Origin of the sequence: Larkinella sp. VNQ87, from assembly GCF_049445795.1 — a bacterium.
GTDB lineage: Bacteria > Bacteroidota > Bacteroidia > Cytophagales > Spirosomataceae > Larkinella.
Window position 1 is genome coordinate 1 of the sequence record NZ_JBMSDT010000012.1, and the last position, 25871, is coordinate 25871.

At 51.5% G+C, this 25871-nt stretch carries 19 protein-coding genes; 2 read left to right on the forward strand and 17 right to left on the reverse strand.

From position 1 onward, the window contains the following. Positions 1-86: 86 nt before the first annotated feature. The 14 genes from ACO2Q8_RS20420 to ACO2Q8_RS20485 form a co-directional block, all read right to left on the reverse strand. Entirely contained in the window at positions 87-884 is a 798-nt protein-coding gene (locus ACO2Q8_RS20420; protein ID WP_423346709.1) for an SdrD B-like domain-containing protein, read from the reverse strand. Between the two features lie 226 nt (positions 885-1110). Further along, a complete protein-coding gene (locus ACO2Q8_RS20425; protein WP_423346710.1) occupies positions 1111-2307 on the reverse strand; it encodes an IS256 family transposase in 1197 nt (398 codons plus the stop codon). 1140 nt (positions 2308-3447) lie between these two features. Further along, a complete protein-coding gene (locus ACO2Q8_RS20430; protein ID WP_423346711.1) occupies positions 3448-3801 on the reverse strand; it encodes a hypothetical protein in 354 nt (117 codons plus the stop codon). A gap of 12 nt (positions 3802-3813) precedes the next feature. Beyond that, the gene (locus ACO2Q8_RS20435; RefSeq protein WP_423346712.1) at positions 3814-4701 is read right to left on the reverse strand and encodes an RHS repeat-associated core domain-containing protein; all 888 of its coding nucleotides are present in this window, start codon (positions 4699-4701) and stop codon (positions 3814-3816) included. Positions 4702-4911: 210 nt separating this feature from the next. Further along, on the reverse strand, positions 4912-5172 hold the full coding sequence (locus tag ACO2Q8_RS20440) for a hypothetical protein (RefSeq protein ID WP_423346713.1): 261 nt from the start codon (positions 5170-5172) through the stop codon (positions 4912-4914). Next, on the reverse strand, positions 5166-8261 hold the full coding sequence (locus ACO2Q8_RS20445; RefSeq protein WP_423346714.1) for a DUF6443 domain-containing protein: 3096 nt from the start codon (positions 8259-8261) through the stop codon (positions 5166-5168). Before ACO2Q8_RS20445 ends, ACO2Q8_RS20440 begins: the two co-directional genes overlap by 7 nt. Before the next feature lie 88 nt (positions 8262-8349). Next, positions 8350-8676: a response regulator transcription factor gene (locus ACO2Q8_RS20450; RefSeq protein WP_423346715.1), complete on the reverse strand. Its 327-nt coding sequence runs from the start codon at positions 8674-8676 to the stop codon at positions 8350-8352. A gap of 935 nt (positions 8677-9611) precedes the next feature. Then, positions 9612-9962 (reverse strand): VanZ family protein, encoded by a 351-nt coding sequence (locus tag ACO2Q8_RS20455; protein WP_423346716.1) that lies wholly within the window; start codon positions 9960-9962, stop codon positions 9612-9614. A gap of 1 nt (position 9963) precedes the next feature. After that, entirely contained in the window at positions 9964-10692 is a 729-nt protein-coding gene (gene gldF / locus ACO2Q8_RS20460) for a gliding motility-associated ABC transporter permease subunit GldF (RefSeq protein ID WP_423346717.1), read from the reverse strand. An 87-nt stretch (positions 10693-10779) separates the two neighbouring features. After that, a complete protein-coding gene (locus tag ACO2Q8_RS20465; protein ID WP_423346718.1) occupies positions 10780-11304 on the reverse strand; it encodes a DUF4199 domain-containing protein in 525 nt (174 codons plus the stop codon). Positions 11305-11322: 18 nt separating this feature from the next. Beyond that, positions 11323-11916, reverse strand: a complete 594-nt coding sequence (locus tag ACO2Q8_RS20470) for a DUF4199 domain-containing protein (RefSeq protein WP_423346719.1) — start codon at positions 11914-11916, stop codon at positions 11323-11325. Between the two features lie 141 nt (positions 11917-12057). Then, a complete protein-coding gene (locus ACO2Q8_RS20475; RefSeq protein WP_423346720.1) occupies positions 12058-13476 on the reverse strand; it encodes a dihydroorotase in 1419 nt (472 codons plus the stop codon). 52 nt (positions 13477-13528) lie between these two features. After that, positions 13529-13909, reverse strand: coding sequence for a glycine cleavage system protein GcvH (gcvH, locus tag ACO2Q8_RS20480; protein WP_423346721.1), 381 nt, complete (start codon positions 13907-13909; stop codon positions 13529-13531). Positions 13910-13987: 78 nt separating this feature from the next. Continuing rightward, positions 13988-16117 (reverse strand): PQQ-binding-like beta-propeller repeat protein, encoded by a 2130-nt coding sequence (locus tag ACO2Q8_RS20485; protein ID WP_423346722.1) that lies wholly within the window; start codon positions 16115-16117, stop codon positions 13988-13990. Between the two features lie 175 nt (positions 16118-16292). On the opposite strand from ACO2Q8_RS20485, the gene ACO2Q8_RS20490 reads away from it, so the two are divergent. Beyond that, positions 16293-16826: a CD225/dispanin family protein gene (locus ACO2Q8_RS20490; RefSeq protein WP_423346723.1), complete on the forward strand. Its 534-nt coding sequence runs from the start codon at positions 16293-16295 to the stop codon at positions 16824-16826. Here the strand turns inward: ACO2Q8_RS20490 and ACO2Q8_RS20495 are convergent. Then, positions 16807-16995 carry a hypothetical protein gene (locus ACO2Q8_RS20495; protein WP_423346910.1) on the reverse strand — a complete coding sequence of 63 codons (189 nt, stop codon included), beginning with the start codon at positions 16993-16995 and terminating at the stop codon, positions 16807-16809. The genes ACO2Q8_RS20490 and ACO2Q8_RS20495 overlap by 20 nt on opposite strands. On the opposite strand from ACO2Q8_RS20495, the gene ACO2Q8_RS20500 reads away from it, so the two are divergent. Continuing rightward, positions 16933-17193 carry a DUF2752 domain-containing protein gene (locus ACO2Q8_RS20500; RefSeq protein ID WP_423346907.1) on the forward strand — a complete coding sequence of 87 codons (261 nt, stop codon included), beginning with the start codon at positions 16933-16935 and terminating at the stop codon, positions 17191-17193. The two genes, ACO2Q8_RS20495 and ACO2Q8_RS20500, sit on opposite strands and share 63 nt — an antisense overlap. A gap of 3 nt (positions 17194-17196) precedes the next feature. Here ACO2Q8_RS20500 and ACO2Q8_RS20505 read toward each other — a convergent pair whose 3' ends face one another. Both ACO2Q8_RS20505 and sprA read right to left on the reverse strand, forming a co-directional pair. Beyond that, the gene (locus ACO2Q8_RS20505; RefSeq protein ID WP_423346724.1) at positions 17197-18339 is read right to left on the reverse strand and encodes a BamA/TamA family outer membrane protein; all 1143 of its coding nucleotides are present in this window, start codon (positions 18337-18339) and stop codon (positions 17197-17199) included. A gap of 84 nt (positions 18340-18423) precedes the next feature. Then, the gene (sprA, locus tag ACO2Q8_RS20510) at positions 18424-25836 is read right to left on the reverse strand and encodes a cell surface protein SprA (protein ID WP_423346725.1); all 7413 of its coding nucleotides are present in this window, start codon (positions 25834-25836) and stop codon (positions 18424-18426) included. Positions 25837-25871: the final 35 nt, after the last annotated feature.

A 25871-nucleotide genomic window follows, 5' to 3' on the forward strand; every position in this document is an offset into this window, starting at 1 on the left:
AATTCAATGCGTCGTCCTTCGGCACGCCGGGGGTCGGGGAGAGCCGCAAAGGCTTCATAGAGCGTCATACCAGAGAAAATTTGGCACTAATGTAAAAAAAGCAAAGAACTTAACAGCCCTGCCACCCAGGGATACATGAGCGAATCGACCATAGCCTCGCGTAAGTCACTGGATAGATCCCGTTCCAGCGAGTTGGGTCCTGTCACAATGCCCATTTTGCCTAAATCAACAAAGGGTTTGGTCTGGCCGGATATTAGGTCGGTTACATAAATTCCCCCTGACCCCAATGACCCAAAACCGCTATGCCGTTTTGCCAGGGCAGCGGAGAATAAACGTTGTTTGGCCCGATCAAATGCTAGGCTCCAGATGGATCCCGTGATCACCGGTTTGGCCCAAAGTTTCGACTCTTTACGGTTCTTAAGCGCATCGACAATGATAACGCTGCTGAGTGTATCGCTTTCCCCAGCTTTATGATTGCCTAAAGGCTGCATACTGAGCGCCATCCTGGGGCTATTACCCATGTAAACCTGCGGCTGATATAGAGCTAGGTTCACTTCCAGTGGCGAGGATTTGATGAATTGATGCAAGTAGTGCCCCGGTAGGGGTGTCAGTCCGGCAGGCAGATTGCCAAAGGTTAACCGAATGGGCTGGCCATTGGGAATGGCTAAGTGATAGCGTCCATCGGACTCGCTATGGGTTTCGGCCACCAATTGACCCTTTCGGTCATAGGCTTTGACACTGATGGAAGCAACTCCTGTTTCAGAACCATCCCGTCGACCATTGGCATTGACATCTTGCCAAACCTGGCCGGATGGCTGCCCGAAGGCAATGAGCGTCCAGCCTACGCATAAAGCGGTAAGCAAACCGGTGTATAGGTATTTCATATGGATTGGAAAACGTTACGTTTTCGGCTTAATAGAAGAATTCAGTTGCCGTCAGTATGACAAACTTTCAATACAAAAGTGGGCTGAATTGGTGAAAAGGTAAATTACCCTGTGGAGGGAGTTTGGGGGTTATTTGGGGTAATAAATACTACATCGAAAAGAAAAAGGCCAAAGATAGGGACTATCGCAATAACCGTGTAACTTTCCAATCGGGGGTGGGCGAAGCTTACAGCCTAACCCTCTCTTCAAAAATAGTTAAAAACTGATTTAGAATCATACCCCAGTTCCGGATGGGCATCGTCCACTTCTTGGAGGCCTCCCTAAGAGCCAGGTATACAGACTTCAATACGGCTTCATCATTCGGAAATGAGAGTTTGTTTTTCGTGTATTTTCTGATTTTTCCATTTAGGTTTTCGATCAGATTCGTGGTGTAGATGATTTGCCGGATCTCCAAAGGGAAATCAAAAAACACCGTCAGCTCATCCCAATGTTGCCGCCAGCTTTTGATGGCATACGAGTATTTACTACTCCATTTCAATTCGAGATTTTCCAACGCGGCCAGAGCAGCCTGCCGGGTCGGCGCTGCATAAATGTCCTTCATATCACGGCTAAACTCCTTTTTGTCCTTCCAGACCACATATCGGCAACTGTTGCGAATTTGGTGGACGACGCAAATTTGAGTAGCCGATTCTGGAAACACCGACCGGATCGTTTGAGTAAAGCCGTTGAGATTGTCGGTGGCCGTGATCAGGATGTCTTGCAGTCCTCGGGCCTTCATATCGGTTAACACGCTCAGCCAGTAGGCGGCAGACTCGGTTTTGCCCAACCACATGCCTAGAATTTCCTTATAACCATCCCGTTTAAGGCCTACCGCAATGTAAACCGTCTTGTTGATCACCTTGCTGTTTTCCCGTACTTTGAAGACGATGCCGTCCATCCAGACAATGAGATAAATGGGCTCTAATGGCCGGTTCTGCCAACTGATGATGTCTTCGGCTATCCGGGAAGTGATCCGGCTGATGGTAGAAGCCGATACCTCAAAATTGTAAACATCCTTGATCTGGTCTTCGATATCGGCAACACTCATGCCCTTGGCGTAGAGTGAGACAATCACCTCTTCGATGCCATCAACCATATTTTCCCGTTTAGGAACGATCAGCGGATTAAAGCTGGCATCCCGATCACGCGGCACATTGATCTCCGACTCGCCGTAACGGGTCCTAATCGTCTTCTTTCCATACCCGTTCCGCGAATTGCTGTTGGCGGACTGTTGGTGCCTATCGTAGCCTAAATGCCCATCCAACTCACCTTCCAGCATCTTTTCGATGCCGCGCTTTTGCAATTGGCCAAGAAAGTCATTGAGCGCGTCGCGGCTCTTGAACTGCTTCAGAAATTCATCGGTCAATAAATCCTCTGGTCTCATAAACTGTGTTTGGTTAAAGGTAAAAAATCGGGATTACAAACCCCGATTCTTCATTTACACAGTTTTTGAGATAGTGTCCAAAGATATCTTTGGCCTTAAACGCAAAAGATAGACTGATCGGCAGCACTAAAATTATTTCTTTATTTCAATTTTAATTGGTGTTCCATCCGGTAAATTATGAATTTGAAACACTATACTAGCATTATAACCTATATTCTCTTCAATATTAATTGAATAAAGATTATCGATAGTATATTCTCCTCCAATAACAAATGGACTTATTGCACATAAACGGTTACTTAAATCCATTATTGAAATCTTATTCTCCCATTCTAGCAACAACTGCTCGCCTGTATAATAATCACTATCTGAGACAATTGCGGCTATCCAGTCAGCAAACTCTTCCCCAATTTCTTCAATTTCTGCTGTCTCAATATTTAAGAACGATATCTTATTATTTACAAAACCAAATTGATTTCCAAACAGATCCTGTGCTAAAAAAATCCATTCTGAGTTAATTGACCAAATGATTTCTTAAGTACTTCATTGATATGAATAATGTCATGCACTGTTATAGGGGTGGTATGAGTAAATATGCAATGCTTTATTAAAATAAAATCCACCATTAGTTTTTGCCATGAACTTATGGAATAGATTATCGCTTACTGCAGAATTAATAGCTAATCTACTTCCAATTGGCGCTACGTCAATATTATTCCTTTTATTTAAGAGGTTTGAAAACATATTAGTCATATTTAGGTAATAATCTAACCCTCGCCCCGTCGGGTATATCTTTAATTTGTTTTCCTATACTAGCACCGGCACCACGATTGTCTGACTTCGGTATGTGTTTTACGCTGGAATGTTTACCAGTATTAATTACCGCAGCAGGAGCATCATCTCTATCAAAACCTGGTTGATTTTTGACATTTCTAAGATTTTCCCTTCTGCTTGCATTCGTTCCTGCTCTGTCTAGTATACCTTCGTTTGGTATTCCATGCCGCAAGGTGAGTTATTCATCAAAGATCAATTGAATTCGCTTTTTGCATCCATATCGCATGATATTCCGTTTTACCCAACTTTGCTTTATCAATCAATTTTTTTTACATTTATCGACACTCAATCATTTCTTAGTGTTTTTTACTCAAATTTAATCATATCATCTATTGCGACTTTAAACCAACTCCAAAAATCATCATAGATTTGCCTTATTTCCCAGCCTTCTGAAGCGTAATCATGAATAATAATTACCTTACCTAATTGGCTTTTCTCCCAACAGGCTACATCATCATTATCAAATCTTCTTGCAAATGGCACAAGCGAAAGATTAGGATATCGTTCTTTTAGGCCATTGTATTTTATTTCCAACAAATCATTTGACAATATATGCCAAGGGCTTATATCTACCAGATTTTGGTCTATAACCTTCAAAAAAGAGCTAGGATATTTAAACCATTTTGGTAGCTCATTTTCCTTTATTAAGTATTTCGACATATCTCCAGCAATTTATTCTATTGATCCTGTAATGTTTCCGCCTTGTGGGTATCTTTTTCTAAAACCACTTGCCTGATTCTGAATTCTGTTCTCGACTGCTTGACCGTAAGTGTTGGGTAGCGTACCTTTTTTGCTCGGAAATCGTTCCGCCATATTAGAGGGTATTGGAGAATCATATTCATGGACCTTTGCCTTCACCGGTGTTTTTGTTCTACTCGCTGCTAAAACTCGTGTATTATCAAGCGTTGTCAATTTTCCATCCGTCATTTTAACTACATCAATAGCCCCGCCTTTCCAACCATTTTTAGCCATACTTGCTTCTATTTCAGCAGCTCCGGTAACGGAATTTTGACTAAATCTGATCGCTTTTGCATCTAATGTAACTATTTCAGAGATTTTTCCAGCCTTACCCAAACTACTGGCACCTTTTGAGCCAGCAACAGCGATAGCTACTTCCCCTACTACGTTTCCAATAATATTTGCCCTCGTTCGCGTATCCCCCGTATTCCAATCACTTAGTGTTTTTTCATACAACATGTTTGCACCTACCGCAGTTTGTATCTGACCTAAAGGACTGGTCATATTTGCAACGCCCTGCAAGGTCTGTGGCAAGTCAATAGTTAGCGCTCTGACATTTCTGACGAGTGCCTCTCCTACCCCTTCAACAAAACCACCTATCTCATCACCGCAACACGGCTGTCGTCCATCGGGGTCGTTAAACCGAATCGGATTTCCATACGTATAATGGTAGGGACTCCAGGCTTCCTGCTTCTCCGTCAGCGGATCGACCGCCATCCAGCGTCCCACCGCCGGATCATACATCCTGGCCCCGTAATCCAGCCAGTTGGTCTCCTGTTGCGATTCCTTGCCGTTGATCGTCACCCGACGCGGTAGGTTCATCCTAAATACTTACGGCTAGCATCTTCTAATTAATTCCTTTGTGTGACTAGCCAACAATGTTATAAAGAGCATCTCAGATCTTGAACTGCATCAAAAATTCATCCGTCATTTAATCATATAATCTTAGAAAAGGTGGTTGATTAAAAGAAAAAATCGGGATTACAAATCCCGACTCTTCGTTTACACAGTTTTTAAGATAGTGTCAAAAATTTACAAGTTTAACAAAAATCTTTGTATGTCATCGTTATTATGTAGATAGCTATTTGGGGAATCTTTCAAGTCGATTCCTTCAACTACAAGTATTGCATCCCATATTTTTTGTTCGGAATCTTCAGGAGCATATTCCAGACTATTATTATCCCCCATCTCTCTCAATTTAAAGGCCCAATTTGCAGCCTCCTCTCTAGTTACTTCACCTTGAAGTACTCTTTGTAAAGTTAATTTTAATTCATCAAGACTAATTTTTACCATTTTTCTGTGAATTTACCAAATTGATCAAACATGAAATGTACTTTAGTACCACCGGTTTCTGGCCTAATGATCCTTACTCTATTATCTCCATCCAAAGTCTCCATCCAAGTACGTGTTTTTCCTGTTGCAGGATCCCATTCACGGACAACCCGTCTACCAATCATTTCTCCTGGCTTTTCTGCTTGAGTAACGTTCCCATAGTATCTAATTCTTCCATTCTGTAATTGCTTATAATTTGCTTTTCCATATTTTTCGAGCTGTTCTAGATGTCTGGATAGCTTAGCACCATTGATAGAAAGACTCGCTCCTGTTTTAGCAATGTTATTAACCCCACCAAATGATGGACTTGAAGCATAAACCGGTCGGCCATTAGTATTGACAACAGTCGAATAATCGCTTGGAAGGTTAAGCTTTAGTAGGAACAGTACCGTTTCTTTAAGGCTTTCTTGCAACTGATCATACTGTTCATCCGTAATAGAAGTATTCCAAGTTTGAAGTTCCCGTCCCTTACTTGTAACCGTTACTTCATCCAGTTGAACATCATCCTTTTCAGGATTAAAGTGTTTAAGGTTCAGATCATTTACATGATATGTACTATCTCCCGCCGGATCAATATACACCAAAGGATTATTTAGTGCATAATTATAAGGAGAAACCGATTCAAACGATTCTGCTACAGGATCAACCGCCATCCACCGCCCCACCGCCGGATCATACATCCTGGCCCCGTAATCCAGCCAGTTGGTCTCCGGCTGGGCTTCCTTGCCGTTGTAAAGATATTTATTGTCCCCCACAATTCCCGCTTTCAGAACCGCTAACCCGAACGGCTGGTATTCGCTTTGCTGCACCGTCTGCCCATTCTCGTTCATCACCACCCTGACATTCCCTAGGTGATCCCGCAGGTAATACTGCCATTGCCAGACCCCATTCACCTTCACCAACTGACCTTCCTCCGTAGCGATCCGCGTCACGTTGTTGCCCCCATCGTACTCAAAGATCCCTTCGTAGCTCGTCGGACTGCTGTTGTTGTTAAACGTCCGCTTCACCCCGCTCGTCTCGTAGACATAGTCCAGCGTCTTGCCGTTGATCGTCACCCGACGCGGCAGGTTCAGCCAGTTGTAGGCCATCGTCGCCGAGCGGTTGGCATCCGAAAGCGTGTTGCCATTGGCATCGTGCGTGTAATCGTCATTGCTCCCACTACTGCCGTTGTTAAAACCTGCCGCGTTGTTAGCCGTATCGGTCACCTTCTTCAACCGGTTGCCGTCATAGCTGTACGTTAGGTTGTCGACTTGCGTCGTGCCCTCATACCGCTGGAGGCTGCTGATGTTGCCATTGAGCGAATACGACAGGTTTTCCCCCGTGCCGCTTCCATTGCGGCCCGCCGTCATGCGGTTGAGCCCATCGTAGCTAAACTGGTAGGCCCCCGAAGAGTTGGGATGCTGCCAGCTCATGGTACTAATGTTCCCGTTGCTCTCATAATTGAGCCCAATCGAGTAATTCGGCGAAGGGGCACTCAGGTTGCGTAACCAGCCCCGGACGTCATATTTATAAGTCAACGTCGCCTTGGCACCCGCACCGGCATCACTGGTCGTGTGCAGGTACTTGGTGGCCAATTGACCCACTTCGCTGTAGGCCTGGGCGTTGATGAAAATGTCTTTGGTGGGTAGCGACCGCCCCGAGGTTTTCATTCGCGTGCCGATCAGTCGGGCCGCCAGATCATACTTATAGGTTTTTTCTACTATGCTCACATCCCCACTCCAGTCGTGAACGGTTTTTTCCTGCAACACCCGACCGTCGAACGTTCGCTTGTACGAGAGCCGTTCCCTGGCGCTGCTGCTGACGGTCATCTGCCGAACCGTTTGCACCACCCGCAGCTTATCATCGTAATACGTGGCCGAGCATTTCCAGTCGCCCAACGTACCGTCCCCGCGCACCAGCCGGACACAGCCACCCGTAACCTGGTTTTTTCGATTCGCATAGATATCGGAAGGAACGAAATCCCCGCTGGCCGTCCAGGTCAGTTGCGTCGGGCTGAACGCCAGCGTCGTCTTTAGCTGGCCCCCGGTCTGGATCGTATGATCGTAGTGGTCGTAATACGTATAACTCAGGTTGTCGCCGGCAGCATTGTACGTGCGGATGGGGCGGTTCAATGGGTCATACTCGGTGTAGACACTGTAATTGTTGGGATCAACCGTGCGGGTCAGCAAATCCCGGCTGTTGTATTCATAACTGGATACCCCAACGGTGCCCGGTACGTGTTTCTGATCCAGCAAGCCCCGGTCGTTGTAATGGTAGAGAAAGGCAAACTGCTGCACCGTAGCCGCTGAAAAAGTGGTTTGCAGTTGAGGTTGTAACACCGCCCGCAGTTGGTTCAGATCATCGTAGACGTAGTAGGTAAAGGCCACATCGCCCACGGTTTTCAAAACCGTCAGGCCCTCCTTGTCTTTGTACTCGATCGACACCTTGCCCGATTCGTCGGTGGTCTTCACCGAGGTCAGTTGGTTGGCCGCATACGTGCCATCCTCCGTAATGTCGTTAATACCACTGCCTGCCTTGTATTTTTTCACCGCATTCGCAGCATTCACCCCGTATTCATACGACACCGGGGAGGACGTGCCCGGCCCGATGGTGCTTTTGATGCGGTTCAGCGGGGAGGGCTCATAAGTCGTCTCGGCGTACGAGCGGTCGGTCTTGTCGGTAAAGCGGTCGTTATGGTAATACGCCTGCGACAGGCTCGTGGCCGCACTCTGGTAGGTTCCCGTGTTGACCGTTGTCGGTCCGGGCCGGTACGATTTGGAAAGCCGCCCCACCGGGTCGTATTCCACCGGGCTGACGACATCGACGCCTGCTTTACCGGCCTGCACGCCAACGGTTTGCAGGGGTCGCCCCAGCCCGTCGAGGTACTGGACTTCCATCTGGGCCACGTTGCCGGAAACGGCCGCTGAATAGTCGGTTTTGGCCTCCTTGTAGGACCTTGTGAGGATATAAGTGCGGGTGTTATCCTGGGCATACAGCTTGCCCGGAAAAAACAGAGGCAACCAGGCGATGCTAAAAAGCAACGCTTTCAGGCGGGGTAAAATCGTTAGCATGGGATGGAAATGGTATCAGGTAAACCCGTTGTTGATGTCTACTGGAAACGGCCTTGATAGCGCCTACAAAGCTAGGCCTGGACCAACTTCAGGGAAATACCCCCGTGGGAGTGATTTGGGGGAATAGTTGGGGGTAAAGGAACGAATATTGGGCAAAGTAATACTCCAATTGACGGAGAAATCTTCGGAAGGCAACCTTACCCGTTACCTGAAATTTTCTCATTATATTCTTCCGATGTTTTTTTACCGTCTCATTCGAAATATGTAGTTGTTCAGCAATTTCTTTGCATGAGAAGTCCGAAATCGTTAACCGGAGCACTTTTCGCTCTTGCCCTGTCAAATCACTTAATACTGAAGTGATTCTCTTCATAAAGTCTGTCTCCGACTGAAAGATAATTGATTGTTCTGCGGTCATTATTGTAAGTTTAAACAAGTGTCACAGTCGCAAGTAGTATTTGTTTCCCAAGCATTCATAGCAGCAAAAAAGATCTGGCATTTACTATAAAAATTTGATAAAAACGAAACAGATCATTAATTAACACATTACTAATAAACTATAAAAAATTTTAAAATATAACTTAACAAATGGAAAATTTTATAGATAAAAACCTATATTATAGTCATAAACAAAAAATTTACTACCATTTAACAGAACTGATTATCACAAATTTACCTAAAGAGGATTTAGCAAAAAACTACCCTTTTGGGTACTATTAGGGCTATTTTGGGGGTAGAACATTCAAGATTTAAAAGACAAAGCAATAGAGAAAAACATGCAGAAATAATTTACAATTTTAAATATTTCTAATTAACTCAATAGTAACCAAATACAAAATATATTTAACTAAACATTTACCAAAACTAATGTAAACACTATTTTTAAAACTCCTATCTTTCTTGCTATCAATACACTAATAGTCAACGGCTACAAGTCTCAATAAGCGGGTTCTGTATAACTCCCCTCAACCATCCTGCCATTTTTGGTATCTTCGGCAAACCCGCATGAACACGCTAAAAGATGCTTAGACCGCCTGGTCGATTGAAAGGTCTGGGTGGCCACCAATAGCTCCAGAGATAGGATAATTCGCTTAAGGATCAAGTTGACTGATCCAACTAATACTTGTACCGCTCAACAGAATCTGCTTTTTCCGGTAGATTCCAGAATAGCAGGTCTGCACGTTGCAGTACATGATGACTAGTGAAGAAAGAGGGCACCTGAGGAAAATAGCAACATAGACGAAAAAGCCATGAACGTAGGGCATGGTCTTCTCGTCTATGTCTCAAATGAGGGACTTTCCGTGTAATTCAATTCCTTTACTGGTCGCTTGCAGGTTGGCTTCCAGTATTTATTCACCCCCGCGACAACCGGCGCATCAGAATCGTTCCGACCGTTAAACCAGCTAGAATACCGCCTGTATCGGCGACCAGATCCAGCCATTCAAAGTCGCGGTTGATGGGCATCACAAGCTGGTAGATCTCGATGGCAAAACCGTACAACACGCCAATGACAAACAGCCGGGCCGGAAACCGGTAGACCATCAACCACAGGAATGCCCACAAGCCAAAAATGGAAAAGTGGATAAACTTATCGTTTACGGTGATGATGTCTTCCGTTGGGTAATCGCTGGGCCAGCCGCAGCCGACGAATATGGCAAGCGTCCAGCCGATAGCGGCCCATTTAATCAATACATCCAGTCGCATATCAGCGGGTGAGGGCGGTCATGCGCCACTCAGTCAAAAATAAAAAAAGAGTAACTACACTCACTAAGTAAACCACATTTCGGGAGTCGATCAGCCCCCGGCCCAGCGCCTGATACTGTTGGTCAAGCGCGATCCAGGTCAGCGGATACGACAGCGTTCCCCACCATTCCAGACCCGCCACGGAACTGATTCCGACGTAAAGCAAAAAGCATAGAAAAACGCCCACCACAAACGCTACGACCTGATTCTCGTTGATCGACGAAGCGAACAAGCCCACGGCGACAAACACGCCCCCCAGCAACAACAAGCCCACGTAAGAGCCGAATACCGAGGCAGAATCGATGTTACCGATTGGATTACCCAGTTCATAGATCGCGTAATAATACACCAGTGTCGGGAGCAATAACAGTATGACGACCAACCAGTTGGCCAGAAACTTAGCCAGCACTAACTGCCAGCGCGTCAGCGGTTTGGTCAGTAGCCATTCAATGGTTCCGGTACGAACTTCCTCGGCAATAGAGCGCATCGTGATGGCCGGAATCAGAAACAGCATGACGTACGGCGTCAGATTGAAAAAAACGCCCAGATCGGCATAGCCGTAGTCCAGCAGGCTCGTGTCGGGAAACACCCAGACCATCAGCCCGACGGCCGTCAGAAAAACGGCCATGATCACGTAGGCAACCGGTGAGCTGAAAAAACCGTTGATTTCTTTCCGAAAAACAGGCAACATGCTGTACTGGAATAAAGACAAGAGAATCAAGACTAGACGGGTTCAGTACAATTGCCTTTGCGCTCTTGTCTGACTTTATTACAATAATTAATTCTGAAAATCGGCGAACGGCTTTTTCCGACGCAGGAAAGCCGCAACGACCAGAGAAATCAACAGGCCGAAAATACCCGCAAAGATAATCCCAAACACAAACTGCATACCGGGGCTCTGAAGCTTCTCCGTAAAGGACATGGCCTGCTCGATTTGATCGTCGGCCATCCCGCGGTTTTCCAGGTCCTCCCGGGCTTTGTCCATAATTTGCTGGCGAATGGTCGGATCGATGAACGTGGTGTAAATCAGGCTGTACGTAATCGATACCAGGGCTGAAATGATGGACAACAGCGCCCCCAGACTAACCCCCTCGCCGTAACTCATAAAACCGCCGTTCAGCGTCCGGTATTCACGCATGGCCAGCACAATGATCACCACCGCGATGACCAGGCTGATCCAGGGCACGGCGGAATGGGTGAACTGGCCGGTCAGGTTCACCACGGTGGTAAAAATCATTGAAATGACGCCGGAGATTACTCCCCATTTCAGCGCCAGACGAGCAGTTGACGGTTTCTCTTCCATGATAAAAAGGTTACACGTTTACGATTTCGGAGATTTGGAACGATTCGGTGCTTCGGGTGTCGAATTGTACAAACTATAATCCTGTTTCCGGAAAAGTAAGGAAATTATCAATACCGGCAATACCGCCAGGACGGTCTTCTTGCTGATTTCGTCGCCAACGAGCGTTTCCGGCGTAATCTGGTCGATGTTTTTCAGGGCTTTCAGGTATTCGGCCTGCCCCACCGTATCGACGAGTCGTCCCTTGGTCGAGATGAGCAACTGGCGCATATCCTCCAGATACCGCGTGAAGACCGTCGGGTCGATGTACTTGACAAAGAAATAAATCAACCAGGCCGTCAGCAACGCGCCCACTGTGTTGACAACGTAGCAAATCGTCAGGGCTTCCCACAGATGCAGGAATCCCTTGCCGATGTACTTGCGGTAATACCAGACCGCCGTGACCATCATGATGATCTGGAAACCGAAATCCGGCACCCGTACATTGCCCAGGGGCACGACGCCCGTAGCGTACAGCACCAGAAAATAGACAAAACACAACACACCCGCCACGAGTCCGAACAGGATGGGCAGCTTCAGCAGCGGATGCCTGAAATAGGAAAAAAATGTCTTCACACGGTTTTGTAGCTGGATGCTGGATGGTTGATACTGGATACTGATATTGGATGTTGGATACCGTATATTGGAGGACAGGGACAAGATGCTGGCTTCCAGCCGTTCCCTCCATTGCCTCAGTCACCTATCTAGCATCCAGCATCATGTAAAGTCGATAAACCCCTTGTTAATAATTCCTAACGCTCTTCCCGTCAGGGTCTTGCCCAGAAAGGGTGAATTTTTAGACCGGGAAGCGGTTCGCTCGTATGTCCAGGCCTGATCCGGATGGAAAACCGTCAGCGTGGCCGGTTGGTTTTCATCGATGACCACCGGCGGCAACCGCAGAATTTGGCGCGGGTTATGGGTCAATTTTCCGATCAATTCATCCAGCGGCAAATCCGGGCAATTCATCCGGGCTACAGCAAAAGCGGTTTCCAGGCCAATCATGCCGAATTCGGCATGATCAAATTCGCAATTCTTGCTTTCGTCGTCCTGCGGGTTGTGATCCGACACAATCGCGTCAATGGTGCCATCGGCCAGTCCCTGCTTCAGGGCTTCGCGGTCGGCCGCCGACCGGAATGGCGGGTTCACTTTCAGGTTTGTATCGAAGCCCATCAGGGTGGTATCGTCGAACGCCAGTTGGTGGGCGGCTACGTCACAACTGACGGGCAAGCCCTGTTGTTTGGCCTGCCGGATCAATTCAACGGCGCGGGCGGTCGAAATTGTGGAGAAGTGTAATACCGTACCCACGGACCGGCAGACGTCCCCGTTTAGTCCGTGAGCTGGTAGATCTCCTGACGTACCCACGGACTTTAGTCCGTAAGCGTTTGAATCACCCAGATGAGTTAAGCTCTCACGGACTAAACGGGGACGCCCGCCGGTCCGTGGGTACGCGTATTCCAGTAGGCGCAAATCCCGCTCAATCATCATTTCTTCGGCCATCGCGGGCATGCCTTTCAGGCCCAGCAAGGTACTGGTTAGCCCTTCATTCATCTGCCCGAAATGCGTCAGACGCTCTTCTTCGGGGCGGTTCATCAGCAAGCCGTTGAAGGGTTGCAGGTATTGCAGGGTTTTCAGCAGCAGGTCCGGATTCGTCAACGGATGCTCACCATCGGAAAAGGCCACCGCTCCGGCGTGGTGCAGGTCGATCATGTCCGTAAAATCCTTGCCTTCAGTCCCTTTCGTGATGGCGGCAATCGGATACACCGTCACCGGTTGCCCCTGCGCCATTTGCCGGACATACCCCAGCGTATCTTTCGAGTCCAGCGCCGGTTTGGTGTTGGGCAACACCGCAATGTCTGTAAAACCGCCCCGTGCAGCCGCGCGGCACACCGTTGTCAGGTCTTCTTTCTGCTCAAAACCGGGGTCTTTGGCCGATACCCGCAGATCGACCCAGCCCGGCGACAGGCACAACCCTTCTTCTTCGATTATCCGGACAGCCTCACCCGACGAATCGGTATCGATCGACAGCGATTCACCAAGCTGGCGGATCAGGCCATTTTCAATCAAAACATCCCGAATTTGTCCGTTGAAGGGCGACTTGGCGTCTATGATTCGGGCGGCACGTATGAGTAGTTTCATGGGATTGCAAAAAAAAAGCCCCGGATGGAGCTTCCTGACGATCGTAGGCGACTCAAGCGCCAACCAGTTCTTTATAGGCGTCGGCCGATAACAGGTCTTCGGCATCGCCTTCATTGGCTAGTTTCAGGCGAATAATCCAGCCTCGGCCATACGGGTCATCGTTGACCAGTTCGGGCGATTTTTCAACCTCCGGATTGATTTCGAGTACTTCGCCTTCGATAGGCAGAAAGAGGTCCGAAACGGTTTTCACGGCTTCGATCGACCCGAACACTTCACCTTTCGGCAGGCTCTGACCGACACTCGTGATATCGACAAACACAATATCCCCTAATTCACTCTGGGCAAAATCCGTAATGCCGACCACGGCGGTATCGCCCTCGATGCGAATCCACTCATGGTCCTGCGTATACTTAAGTTCTGCGGGAAAATTCATACGTAACGGTTCGTTTAGCGCTGCAATTTACACCGATAAAACGGTTTTACAAACCACCGGCCTGACGTTTGCAAGCAGTCAGGGCAAGGCAAAGGCCACGTAAAGATCCCCCGAGCGGGTTTTCAGTTTTCCGCCCCCGCAGGCAATGACGACGTACTGTTTTCCGCCTACCGAATACATCGCGGGCGTGGCATACCCGGCGGCCGGAAGCTGTGTTTCCCAGAGCCGTTTTCCGGTCCGGCGGTCGAGCACCCGGAATTTCTGGTCGGGCGTAGCGGCAATAAACAGCAAATTGCTGGCCGTCACGGTAGGTCCGCCGTAATTATCAGTTCCGGTCGGCGGAATGCCCTGTTTGGTCAGCGCCGTAAACTCACCGAGCGGAATCTGCCAGCGGTGTTCGCCCGTGTTCAGGTCGATGGCCGTCAGGGTGCCCCAGGGCGGGCGACTCACCGGATACCCATTCCGGTCATACCAGCGATTATACCCGGTGTGCATGTACGGCAACCAGGTGCGCGGTTTGGTGGTTGCTACGGCGGTTTGTGCGGTATTTTTTCCCGAAATAAAATCGACAATGGCCGTTCGTTCGGCGGGCGACAAATGCGAAAACGCAGGCATCATGCCCCGCCCTTTTTGGAGCAACTGGTGAATAGCGTCCGGTTTCATGCGGTCGGCAATGGCCAGCAGCGATGGATACGCCCCGCTATGGTCTCCCCGACGGTCAGCCCCGTGGCAGGCCCCGCAGTTCGTCGCGTACAGTTTTTCGGCACTGCTGACCGTCGTTGGTTTGGGCGCATCGGTCAGCGTCGAATACACCGGAATTTCCTTGGCGGGCACGTACAGGATACCCTCCGGATCGACAGCGGCTCCCCCCCACTGCGCTCCGCCGTCGGTGCCCGGGAAAAATATCGTTCGCTGGCGGCCCACCGGATAATACGGCGTGCCGGTGCGGCTGGCCCGCAGTTCGCGCAGGACTTCCTCGCGGTCGGCCACGGTTTCGTTCAGGTCGGTTTCGGTAAAGGTTTGCCGGGTAAACGGAGCCGGTTTCAGCGGAATAGGTTGTGTCGGATGAGCCTGCTCGCCCGGCATGTCGGAGGCCGGGAACGGTTTTTCCTCAATCGGGAACAGCGGTTTTCCCGTCACCCGGTCGAAAACAAACACATGGCCCTGTTTGGTCACCTGCGCCACGGCGTCGATCTGGCGGGGACGACCGTCGGGGCCATTCTGCGTCACTGTCAGCAGGTTGGGCGGTGCGGGCGGATCGCGATCCCAGATGTCGTGGTGGACCAACTGAAAATGCCAGAGCCGCCGACCGGTTCGGGCATCGAGAGCCAGCAGGCAATTGGCAAAGAGATTGGCTCCCAGGCGGTTGCCGCCGTAAAAATCGAAAGCCGCTGAACCGGTAGGCGCATAGACAATCCCACGCTTCCGGTCGATGGCCATGCCCATCCAGTTGTTGGCCCCTCCGACGTTGCGGAAGCCGTCTTTCGGCCAGGTGTCGTAGCCAAACTCGCCCGGTTCCGGAATCGTGCGGAACGTCCAGAGCAGGCGGCCCGTACGCACATCATAGGCCCGAATGTTGCCTTTCAGCGCCGTTGGACCTTCCGACACCCGGACGCCGACGATCAGCCGGTTTTCGAAAACCGTAGCGGGCGTGTTCGAGATCACGTACTCATCGGCCCCGACGCGTTCCAGGCCGTCGCGCAGGTTGATCTTTCCATCCTTGCCAAATGAAGAAACCGGTTTTCCGGTCCGGGCATCGAGGGCGTAAAGCCAATGTCCGAAGGCAAAGAAAATCCGTTGGGCTGTGCCATCCGTCCAGAACGAAACACCACGGCTGGTCATTTTAAAGGTTTCGTCGGTAAAAGCGGTTTTCCAGCGTTCTTTGCCCGTTGCTGCATCAATCGCAAACGCCTGCGAACCCGCCGACACCCCGTACAGCACGCCATCGACCGCAATCGGATTGCATTGCATTTGTGTCTGATTGCCCACCGTGTCGGCCCCGCCCGATGCATATTCCCAGACCTTGGTGAGTTGCTCCACGTTGTCGGCGGTGATCTGGTTGAGGGACGAATAGTGCGACTGCTCACCATTCCCGTTGTATTCGCGCCAATCCGTATCCGGCACCATCGGCTGGACATCGGGTTTGTATGAAAATGCCAGCAGGGTCAATAAACCAGCCGGTAGCAGGGCCGCGTAGAATCGGGACATGGGTTTAAAATCAAGCAGTTCTCCAGGCAATTAAAGATCGTGACCGGCAATTGTTACTGTTTATTACCAATCATTAAAAAAGATAAACCTAAGTTCACTTCTTTTCCTAACTTACCATTCAATCGGCACACCGGCAGGTTGCCGGTTTCATTCGAAACGAATCCTTTACCCGTTCATGAAGCAGTATTATTACCTGGAGGGCAACCAGCAATTTGGCCCGTTTACGCTGGACGAGTTACGAGGCAAACCGCTCACCCCGGAAACAAAAGTCTGGACGCAGGGCCTGCCCGACTGGACCGAAGCCCGTCTGGTTCCCGAAATCAACGAGACGTTATCGGGCACGCAACCGCTGCCAGCCACGCCCATTGAACCCTCCGCCGTTCCTCCGGCCGTAAACCGGCCTTTTCAGGAGTCGTACACCCCGAACCAGCCCCTAGGTTCCTCGATGCCGAAGCCCAAAACCTGGCTGGTTGAGTCGATTCTGGTCACGCTGTTCTGCTGCCTGCCGTTTGGCATTGCCGGGATCATCAATGCATCCAACGTCGACACACGCTATTCGAACGGAGATTTTGCCGGAGCACAGCGTGCTTCCGAAGAGGCAGGCAAATGGACCAAAATTGGCTTCTTCGTCTCCATTGGGCTTTTTGTGTTGTGGCTGGCCCTTGTTTTTATCGGTGTTCTCAGTGGAGTTACCAGTTCGTTTTATTAAGCAAGCCGGGCGAGTCCTGGCTGGAGCGGGCGTCCTGGGGCTCGCGGTCTTGTATTTCCGGTTCGATCCGGGTCAGGTGTCCATTTTTCCGCCCTGTCCGTTCCGGTTGCTGACCGGCCTGCAGTGTCCCGGTTGCGGTTCCCAACGTTGCCTGCATCAACTGATGCATGGTCATCTGGCGCAGGCGTATGGCTACAATCCGTTGCTGGTGCTGTCGCTGCCGTATGTCCTGGTAGGACTGCTCATTGAGTACACGCCGTTGCGAAACCATTCTGCGGGTATTCGACACCGGTTTTATGGAAAAACCGCCAGTTGGATTGCTTTTGCCGTGGTGCTGGCTTACTGGATTGGCCGGAATCTGGCGTGATGGTCAGAACGCTTCGCCCAGCGAGACGTAAAAACCGGTTCCTTCCCGCGTGACGCCCAGATCGGCCCGTAGGAAGACGTCTTTTTTCTGGAAAAACAAAAACCGGACACCGCCCCCGGCCGCCCAGCGCACCTGATTCAGTTGAAAATCCCGGACTGCCGGGGCTACGCTACCAAGCCCGGCGAAGAGTGTGCCGCCCCAGCGCTTGCTGAACCCAAACGGCAACCAGCGCAGTTCGGCCTGCCCGGCCAGGACGCTTTTGTCCCGATACCGACCCAAATAATAGCCCCGCATCAGCGATTCGCCCCCGAGCAGCCCCAGGTTGTTGAAGGGAATAGCACCGGTCATAAACGTTCCGGCCAGTTGCAGCGCCAGCACCCGGTTTGGCTGGCCCAGCGGACGGTACAGGCGGCCGTCGAGCACGACGCTCTGGTACGAAAAATCACTCCCAAAACCGGGACGGTACCAGAGCAAACCGGTTTCCAGAAAGTGGCCTTTCCGAACATTCAGCACGTTTTTACGGTCATCATAGACCACAGCAGCCCCCAGCCCGACCGTAGTGGAGCCTTCGCCCCCGAGCGGCAGACGGTAGCCCGGCGGGTGCTGTTCGTCAAATTCAAATGAAACCCGCTGGATGGTCTGAAAATCCGCTTCGGCCCCGGCATACCAATTCCTGATCACCTTCCGCAGAATACGCTGCCGAATCTGAAAATAACTGGAGTTGACCAGCGCCGGATTGACCGATGGCGTGTTGGGGCCAATCCCGTAGTAAAGCAACGGAAACTGCTGATACCGGGCACGGCCCAGAAAAAAATACGTGTTTTTGTTCGTATAAGCCGCGTTCTCCAGCAAGACGCCAAACTGTCCTTTCAGAGTAACAAACGAGTACAAGACAATTTCGCTCAACCGGTTGACGACCGTATCCCGTTTGGCGTAAAACAGCGAAAAGGCCCGCACGCCCAATTCCAGGCTGGTTTCGGGGGCAAAACCGGCTGTCGGAAAAACCAGCAGTTTGGAAGTAGCCGCCGAGGAGGTATCATTAAGCACCTTTTGGGCGAAACGAACCAGTTTCCCCTGCGCCCGGGCCGAGAAGCCAACTACACTAAAAATCAGGAAATAAACGACGGCCTGCCGGTGGATTTTCATACAGTAGAGAACCTATACGCCTATAACCACCAAACGGGGTCAGACGGTTGCAAATCTGATTAAAGGGACGGGCCAGAATCCCTTTTACTCGGCTAAATTAAAGCGTACCTGCACCCCGCCCGCCGTGGTTGCCCGGCGGAACGAATTGGAAACCAGCGGATCATTAAAGGTCCGATCAAAATACACCTGCACATTCAACCGGCGACTTACCACGTAACTCAACTGCGGTCGTAGTTGAAAATTGACGTTCCCCGCCGTAATAATCTGCTCCCCAACCCCTTTCTCGTTGTTTGACGAAGCGGAGTCGTCGAACTTCCGTTGGACGGTGCGGGTATCGCGGAACGTCAGGTTGCAGTTGAATGTCAGGTCATTCTTCAACCGGCGATACGCGCCGTTGATCTTGAACGGAATCCGGAAATTCGACTTCGTAAAGCCAACCCGGAACGTAATGTCTTTGTTGGTTAGTTCGGCCACCTGCGCATTCGAGAGATTCAGCGCGACGCTCCGGTCCTGGTTGTATTCCATCCCTCCGCTGATCTTACTCTGCGTCCGGAACGTCACGCCCAGCAGGGGCGCAAACCGCTCAGTCATCGTGATGGTACTCATGACAAAAACCGGAATAAACTGATTGTCTTCGTTGTAGCGTGTACCAAGCTGATAGCCCATCACGGCCAGGTTGACATAGGCGGCTTCGTAGTCGAGCGAGGAGGTAAAGTTTCCCACGCTATAGGTTGAGTTGTAGCTGTGCGAAAGCGTAAAGGCGCTGAACAGCTTCTGGAACGGTTTCAGTTGCGACAGACCGTTGTAATCGACCCGCCAGTTGGGCAGCGGAAACCGCAGGAACGGGTTGATTTTTACGGTATTCGGATCTTTGCCGCTGTAAGCCGCGAAGAACGCTGGAATCAACACATCCTGCGAGGTCAGGTTGTATTCACCTCCACTTCCGACACCCGAATTCAGTTGCAGCAGCCGGTTCAGGATAATCTTGCGGTATTCGGCAAACCGGTCGAAAATCGGCGAGGAATTGTCGCGGTTCTTCTTCGTAAAGGCGGTTTTGAACGACAGAAACGACATGCTGAACTGGCCGTTCCGCAAAGGGTTCTGACTGGTAAACTGGCCCGTCGAATCGGGCCGGAAAAACTCCTGGTAGCTATCCTGCCGGGTTAGCCGGGCTTCGACCGTAATCCGAAAATCCTTGAACGGTTCCAGCGTCGTCCGGGCGTCGAACTTCTTCGCCAGCGTTTGCGTAAACGGCTGGTTCTGAACCACACTGCGCGTCAGCCAGCCCCGCTCGGCCGCCTGGCGATGAATGTTTCGGTTCTGACTGCCCAGCACAAACGGCAGCCCCGGCGCATTCTCACGCGAAATCCCGAAGAAACGGGGCGTCGGCAGAAAACCGGGCAGGAAGGTCGATTCTTCCACCGCATAGTTGAAGTTAATACCCCGCACGGTCAGCAGCGTCCGGACGAAGCTCTTCAGCACCCGGCTTTCCGAACGCTGAATATCCTCCACGTCACCCGGGTTGCGGGTAAAGTTTTTGCGCGGGGGTGAAGGCGTATTGGCAAACCGCAACGACTTGATTTTGTTATAAAGCCGGATGAAATCGACCCGTCCCTGTACCCCCCACTCCCGGCGGTTTTGAATCGTGTTCCCGAATGGAACGCCCAGCGTATCGGTAATGCCGAATGAATTGGCTTGAAACTGATACCGGATGTTGTAGTTCAGATCGGCCGCAATCCAGTCGAGCAGCGGAATTTTGTCCAGCGGCATCCGGTACGTGGTTCGAATATTTTGCTCAAAGTTTTTCGTCCGGCCAAACCGCTTGGCGTTCGCCCAGACCGAGTCAATTTTGGCCTGGGTATTCAGATCCCCAGCCGGTTCGTCGATGATGGCGTTTGTCCGGGCGTTATAAGTCAGAATCAAATTGCGGGTCAGGTTCCACTGCAGATCATACGTCCGGTTGAACCAGAAATACTTTTCAAACTGCGGCACAATACCGTCGGTGGTCAGCTCCGAATTCCGAAGCTGCGTTTTGATAAAACTCCGGTCGACCTCCCCCCGAATGGCTACTTGTGTGGGCAACAACGTCAGGTTAAAATCACGCAGCCAGCGTAGGTAGGGCCGCTCCAGTGCCTCAAACCGCTTGAACGGCTCGAACGGCTTGGGTTGAGCGCTGTAAACGTACGCAATACTGCCCCGGGTTTGCCGCTGGGTGTATTCTTCCGTCAGAATGTTCGTCCGGGTCGCTTCGTTTTTAGCGTAGGTAAACGAGAAGTTTTCGAAATCGTAAAAATGGTTTCTGGCGTTCGGGTTGGTTTTCACCTTCCGGAAGTTCGACAAATTGAACCCTCGCCGAACGGCCCGATCTTCGACCAGCCGCCGGTAGCGCGACCGCTCGTTTTCGTTCAGGGTCGATAGCGTGGTTTCCAGCGGTGTATCCGGATCGAGCGGGTTGAAATGCGGCTGGCTCAGGCGCTGGTCGTAATTGATGTACAGCGGAATCCGCAAGCCCCATTTTTCGGGCAATAGTTTATCGACTGCAATCTGCGACTGAATGCCGTATTCGCTCGTCGTCTCGCGCGACCGTTCGCTGATGCGTTGTTGCACCCCGCCGAAGCCAAAGGTGGTAATCTTGCCCGAAGCCGTCACCGTGGCCACATCGGCCAGTTTGGCATTCAGCACGCCAACAGCCGCCCGCCCGGCCGTCTGGTCGAAGCCGTTGGCGCGGAGTTCGTTAACCCAGATGGTAAAGCTTTTTGACCGCTCATCGGCCGATTTGGGGTTTCGCACCCCGATCATAATGACCTGCACCGCACTCAAATCCGGGTTCCCGACCACCGTCAGCTTATACCGCCCATCCTGGCTGTTGAGGGTGAAGGGCTGTAAGGAGGTCCGCGAAAATTGCCGGTTTTTCTCCGCTTTCAGATTGATCAGTTCATCGAGTGCAATATCGAGTTCGTTCTCCGTCGGCCAGACGACATCGGCCGTCCGGGGACCGGCGGGCGTTGCCACCAGATTCGGGATTTCGATTTCGTAGAAGTTATCCGTAAAATCCGTTCCGAGCCGGATGAAAGCCGATACCTGACCGCTTTCCTCTTCTTCGTTGTGCATGTGGATGAACATCCTCAACCGCTCACGGAACACCAGATCCTGGTTGGTGTTCCGGAAAGCCGCCCGGGAATCGCCGTCGCGCAGGTTGGTGACGCTGAGGCTCATCGACTGTTCGTTGAGTTCGACCTGGTTGATCTGTGTAAAATCGCGGTCGCGCTGGAAGCCCGGCGGTACGCGGTACACGAATTTGTTGTTACCCGTTCCGGCTCCGCTGTTTTCTTCCACGTTGACCGTGGCGACTTTAAACTGGGCATCATACGGTTCGGGAACTTCCTGCAAACCGCGCGCCGACAGGTCGCCGGTGTATTTCCGGTATTGGTTGGCCGTCAGTTGCAACTGGGCAAACCGCAGTACCACGGGCTGATCAAACTCGGTCAGGTACATCCGGGCAAACCGCATCGACTTAAATCCGTTGATGTTACCAACTTTCCTCGGATTGTCGCGAACCGGAATCCGGAACTGATACCAGGTGACGGTCCGGCCGTTTTTCACTACATCCACTTTATCAACGATATAGCCCTTCCCGACTTCCAGTTGGCCCGGTTTCAGGTTGATTTCGTATTCGTAATACGCTTCGTTGTCGTTGATGGTATTGTCGGTGTTCAGGTCCTCGATGTCGGGCAGCGTGGTCGATGCGGGCGTGACCAACTGGTTGCGGTCCTGCAACTCGGGCGAGTTGTTTTCCATGCCCATGTACTGCTTGTAGCGGCTGACGATGTACTTGACCGAATCGGCCCGCTGGCCGTAATAAAATATAAAGTCGTCATTGGCCGGGTCGCTCAGCAGCCGTTCGCGGGCTCTGGCATTCAGACGGGGTGACACCTGATCGATGTAACTTTTGAAGTAGGTATTTTCATCCCGGTTGCTCAACCCATCCAGCCCAACATCCTGCTGGGAGCGCGTCACGTTGTCAAAAGCCTGCGTCACAAACTGCGAGCGCGTGACGCGGCCCCAGGCCGTCGAATCGGGAATGGGACTGTTCGGAACGGCCAGCCCGTTTTCAAACCCGAACCGGCTGTCTTTGATTACATCTTCCGACACATCGCCCAGGTTGAAAATCAATTTCCCGCCCGTCACATTGGCCCGGTTTTCGAACCCGTCGCGGATGGTGGCATTGGTAGTATCAGTGACACCAAGAAACGGGTCCAACAGCCAGAACTCGATGTTCTCGATGTTGGCGTTGTCAAAATCGGCATCCGACGAAATGGCCCGCATCACGGCTCCGAAGTTCTTTTTCGGGTCACCGGCCAGCCGGCCGTCGGCGTCCAGATTGGGGTTAAAATTGTACATCCCGCGTTCTTTCGGAAAGTAGGCCACGTCGAGAATATTCTCTGGCAGATTGACCAGCCGGAGCGAACGCCCCTGAAACAGTTCGTTTGAATTGAAAAACTGTTCATAATGGTTGGTCAGATCCGCATCGGTCAGGTTGGTTTGCGGTGCCTGGTTACCGACGATGTTGGAAGCCGCCAGCGTATTGTCGACGGTGTAGACCGAAATCCGGGCGCGGTTAAAAGCGTAGGACAACGGCTCGGCAAAGGTTCCCTGCGGAAAGTCGCGGCCGGGGGTCGTCGGTGTCGAACCGAGCCGCCAGCGGGTCGGTGTCCGGGTCAGGTCGTAGATCGTCCGGGCCGCTTCAAAGTCGTCGATAAACGCATTGTTGTTGACGCGCGGAGCTACGCCCGGGAACAACTGCGCCACTTCGCCCTGGAAGGCAATGTTCGACAGCTCTTTCGTTTGGATCAGCGGCAGGCCGTCGAGCAGTTTGGTCAGCAGCCGCGAATCTTTCCGGATGGTGGCGTCGAAGCCCAGAATGGTGTTGTTGACGGGTTCGTTGCCGATGGCGACACGGGTCAGAAAACCGGCGGGGGTTTCGCGCATGTTCATGGCTGTCATCCCGATGTTCACGTCGGGGCTCAGCTTGTAATCGAGCCGCGTTCCGATCAGCCGCCGAATCTGGTTCTGGAACAGGTCCGGACGCTCGTAGCGCACCTTGATTTCCTGCCCGGAGTTCGTCAGGCTTTCGTTCAAAAACCGCACCCGGCCAATCTGCGATTCCACCACAAAGTCGACGCCCGGCGTCAGCGGCACCCCGCCCGCCGTCACCTGCACCGATTTCTCATCGACCCCGTACGGCAGCGACACATCGCCACCCGTCGACGACTGATAGCTCCCTTTCAGGAAGAACTTGTTCTTTCCGGCAATCTGCTGCGCATCGACCAGCGTGTTGCGGTACAATTCGTTGAAGACGTATTTGGAACGGTAAACATCCGCGTTTGCATCATTAAACCGGTTGGACAGGTACGACCCGAACGGTTCCAGCACCGGGAAGATCACCCGGCCGTAACGGCTATCGATGGTTACTCCTTCTACGTAGTCAAAGTTACCATCGGGTTGCTGGTCGAGTTGGGCATTGACCTGGTCCATGTTGAAGACCTGTACCAGCGGAATATTGGCCAGGTTACTTTCCTGGAGGTTCGGGTTGTCGATTCCGGTCAGGTCATCCTTGTAGATCACCCGCAGTTGAAAATTCTGCCGGTTGATCTGCGAAGTGTTCAGCGAATAGATGTTCTTCATCATCAGGTTCCACATCGGCAACTGGGTGTTGTTGCGGATGGTCGACGACTTCAACAGCTTCAGAATCAGCACTTCGTTATCCTGGCGGTTTTGATAATCTTCCGTCAATTCCCCTACTTTGTATTTACGGCCCTGATAGGTATACTCATACGAAACCGCCAGCACCTCGTCGTTGCGCAGCGGAGTGACGAGGGAAATGTACCCCAGTTCGGGCTGAAACTTGAATTCGGTTTCGGTCAGCCGTTTGGCTCCGCGCAACAGTTCAAAATCAATTCCTTTGGCAAAATTGAAGGTCCCTTCAAGCAGCGAACCCGTCTGGTCGACCTGGCGGATGGCCGGGTTATCTTTGACCCGGTTGTACAAGCCGTTGCCGCTCGTGTTGTCGGCGGGAGCGCCGGGGTTGGGGTTGATCGGTTGCAGATTCGGGTTGTTCCGGTTGTAGGGCTGCGGTTCGGCCAGATCGGTAAAACCAACGATGTTTCGTAAGGATGTCGTGGTATTCGTCCGGTTTGTTACGTATACCTCTAAACGAGTTACAGTTACACCCGACATAATCTGCGGCAACTTCTTCAGCGACCGTTCGTAATTATCCCGGAAAAAGCTCGACAGAAAGAAGTGCCGGTTTTCGTCGTAGGTATCGACCCGGATTTCGAAGGGCCGCTGCATGGCCCCGCCTTTGATCGTGATTTCTTCCTGTTTCGAACGCTGCTGTGAGGCCACGACGGTTGCATACAGCTTCCCGAAGCGTAACTGGGTCTTCACGCCGAACAGGTTCTGCACGCCCGGAATGAGTTGACTGCTGAGTTGCCAGTTGATGTTACCGGCTTCCAGCCCCTGAATGATGCTCGGGTCCTGCGCCTGAAACTGCGGGACAGTCGAGGGGAGCATACTGCCTGCATTGGGCAAACTACCGTTCAGCGGGTTTGTGGGCAAACCGGGTAGCCCATTAGTCAGGTTATTGGCATTGGGCAGATTCGGAACCGGCGGCCGGTAATTCAGCTTCAGGACGTTCTCGAAGTTGAAACTGGATTTGGTATCGTAGTTGGCCGTGATGCCCAAGCGTTCACCAATCTTCCCGTTGAAGTTGATGTTAATTTGTTCGTTGAAAATGAAATTCCCGTTCCGGCGTTGCAAAACCGGAATGATCGGGTTGTCAATAAATTGGTACAGATACCCAAAATCGAGCATCACGAACCCATTCGGCTTGAAATCCACCAGGCTACCACCGAAAAGTCGATCAAAAACCGGCGGTAGTTCCAGTTTGGGCAACAGCCCCCGCCCGCTCACCGCGCTCTTGCCTTCGCTACGGGCGCTGTACTCCCGCCATAAACTTTTTTGAACACGTTGGTTCTGTAAACGGTTATACTCTTCGTACGACATGGTTTCGGCCGGACGGAACGGCAAACCCGATGAAACCGGACTGGGAGTAGTTGGTCCGGGATTCGCTCCAATCACACCGGTTGTAGCGGCCGGCTGCGACCCAACACCGGGTGTAGGACGCGTTGTTCCTACGGATGCCCCTATGCGCTCGCGCACGGAAATTTGCCCGGCGCTGTCGAGTTGAATGTCGGTACCCACAACGCGGGGGTCGCGCAGTAAAAACGGTGATTTAGGCAGTGTAACGGAAAAAGGACTCACATACCGGTCGCGCCAGCGAATAATCGGCCGACGTTCGGCCGAGCGGGTCGCCCGGATGCTATCCTGACGGGCACGGGCGATTGAATCGGCCTGTGAAACCGCCCGTCGGCGCGGGGTTGTCTGGCCCGCCACCCGGTTTGTCCAAACCGGTCCGAATAATAACGCACACAGCACAACCAACCAAGGGCCAAACCGGCCGTTCCTGATCC

Excerpts from the sequence above, each read along its gene's own strand:
- ACO2Q8_RS20475 (WP_423346720.1), bottom strand. The coding sequence starts at position 13,476 with ATGAAACTACTCATACGTGCCGCCCGAATCATAGACGCCAAGTCGCCC.
- ACO2Q8_RS20485 (WP_423346722.1), bottom strand. The coding sequence starts at position 16,117 with ATGTCCCGATTCTACGCGGCCCTGCTACCGGCTGGTTTATTGACCCTG.
- ACO2Q8_RS20490 (WP_423346723.1), top strand. The coding sequence starts at position 16,293 with ATGAAGCAGTATTATTACCTGGAGGGCAACCAGCAATTTGGCCCGTTT.
- ACO2Q8_RS20420 (WP_423346709.1), bottom strand. The coding sequence starts at position 884 with ATGAAATACCTATACACCGGTTTGCTTACCGCTTTATGCGTAGGCTGG.
- ACO2Q8_RS20450 (WP_423346715.1), bottom strand. The coding sequence starts at position 8,676 with ATGACCGCAGAACAATCAATTATCTTTCAGTCGGAGACAGACTTTATG.
- ACO2Q8_RS20495 (WP_423346910.1), bottom strand. The coding sequence starts at position 16,995 with ATGCATCAGTTGATGCAGGCAACGTTGGGAACCGCAACCGGGACACTG.
- ACO2Q8_RS20430 (WP_423346711.1), bottom strand. The coding sequence starts at position 3,801 with ATGTCGAAATACTTAATAAAGGAAAATGAGCTACCAAAATGGTTTAAA.
- gldF (WP_423346717.1), bottom strand. The coding sequence starts at position 10,692 with ATGTTGCCTGTTTTTCGGAAAGAAATCAACGGTTTTTTCAGCTCACCG.
- ACO2Q8_RS20465 (WP_423346718.1), bottom strand. The coding sequence starts at position 11,304 with ATGGAAGAGAAACCGTCAACTGCTCGTCTGGCGCTGAAATGGGGAGTA.
- ACO2Q8_RS20435 (WP_423346712.1), bottom strand. The coding sequence starts at position 4,701 with ATGAACCTACCGCGTCGGGTGACGATCAACGGCAAGGAATCGCAACAG.
- ACO2Q8_RS20445 (WP_423346714.1), bottom strand. The coding sequence starts at position 8,261 with ATGCTAACGATTTTACCCCGCCTGAAAGCGTTGCTTTTTAGCATCGCC.
- ACO2Q8_RS20440 (WP_423346713.1), bottom strand. The coding sequence starts at position 5,172 with ATGGTAAAAATTAGTCTTGATGAATTAAAATTAACTTTACAAAGAGTA.
- ACO2Q8_RS20455 (WP_423346716.1), bottom strand. The coding sequence starts at position 9,962 with ATGCGACTGGATGTATTGATTAAATGGGCCGCTATCGGCTGGACGCTT.
- ACO2Q8_RS20505 (WP_423346724.1), bottom strand. The coding sequence starts at position 18,339 with ATGAAAATCCACCGGCAGGCCGTCGTTTATTTCCTGATTTTTAGTGTA.
- ACO2Q8_RS20425 (WP_423346710.1), bottom strand. The coding sequence starts at position 2,307 with ATGAGACCAGAGGATTTATTGACCGATGAATTTCTGAAGCAGTTCAAG.
- gcvH (WP_423346721.1), bottom strand. The coding sequence starts at position 13,909 with ATGAATTTTCCCGCAGAACTTAAGTATACGCAGGACCATGAGTGGATT.